Raw genomic sequence first — 1,174 nt, forward strand, 5'->3', positions numbered from 1 at the left:
ATCAACTACTACAATTTATTGCTGATGTACCTGGCTCAGGGCCATTGCTTGTCTTTGTTACTATTCTTATTTTATGTTCACATTGTTCTCTTGTTATAGTTGAAGTTGGTCTTTGTGGTTCTGTTTGGCTCCATAAACTTACTAAGTCTTGTCTTGCTTGTTCTCGTGTTTCTCGTTGTGTCTCGCGTAATTCTTCTATGCTGCGCTCTAGTGTATTTTGGTCTATTTCTAGTTGTTCTCGTGTTTCTCCTTGTGTCTCGCGTAATTCTTCTATGCTGTGCCCTAGTGTATTTTGATCTATTTCTAGTTGTTCTACGTTTTTCTTAAGTTCTTGTATGTTTATTTCTTCTTTATGTAGTTCTTCCATTAGCTTCTCAAGTTCCTTGTTTTGCTTTTTATTTGACCTTTGTTGTCTTTCTTGTAGTTTTTGTATTTTTTGTTGTATTTTCTTAGTGCTTTCGCTGCTTTTTTGTACTCGCTCTTGTAGCTCTTGCACCATTTTTTCTCTTTCTTCTCTTACTCTTTTTATACCTGCGGTTTGTGATTTTGTTTCCTCTATTAGCTTGTCTAATTCGTTTTTTTCTCCTGAGGAAAGAAAAGACCAACAACTGATACTAAAAAATATAGTAGCAAATGGGAAAATAGACTGTTTGCTATTGCTTAATAGATATTTTTTTGCTTTGTGTATAAGGGATGTATAGGGTATTTTCATCTTCTTATTTTGTTTGATAGGTAGATGCTGATTATTAAATCAATTTGACTTGTTACCGTTCACCCAATGACGTCAACTTAAGATATATATTTAATTGATTATTAGATACAATGGATATATAAAAACGCGCCTTGTAAAAAGCTGCGATCAGAAAGCTCAGCTTATAGATGAAAAGAAAAACAGTTTTGTGTGAAGCCCGCGCAGCGGGCGAGTTCTGTTTTTCCAGCTGTAAGCCGAGCTTTCAGCAGTTTTTTGCACAGGGCTTGATTTTGTATCTGTTCATGACATTGGTAAAAAATGAATTTTTATTGTTACTTTTTTCTTGATAAAAAAGTAACCAAAAAATCAAGCCCTCAGTAAAAAGTTGCAGCAATCACCTGTTAGAGCTGTAAAAACAGAACTCACCCGCTGCGCGGGTTCAAACAAGCTGTTTTTCTAATCAGCTTTAATAGGTGATTGCCC

1 protein-coding gene is annotated in these 1,174 nt (G+C 35.1%); it reads right to left on the reverse strand.

All coding sequences use genetic code 11. The features are described from left to right. Window position 1 precedes the first annotated feature (1 nt). Window positions 2-712 (reverse strand): hypothetical protein, encoded by a 711-nt coding sequence (locus MUW74_RS02255; protein WP_243518349.1) that lies wholly within the window; start codon window positions 710-712, stop codon window positions 2-4. Between the last annotated feature and the right edge of the window lie 462 nt (window positions 713-1,174).

Origin of the sequence: Candidatus Cardinium sp. cBcalN2 (assembly GCF_022810445.1) — a bacterium.
Lineage (GTDB): Bacteria > Bacteroidota > Bacteroidia > Cytophagales > Amoebophilaceae > Cardinium.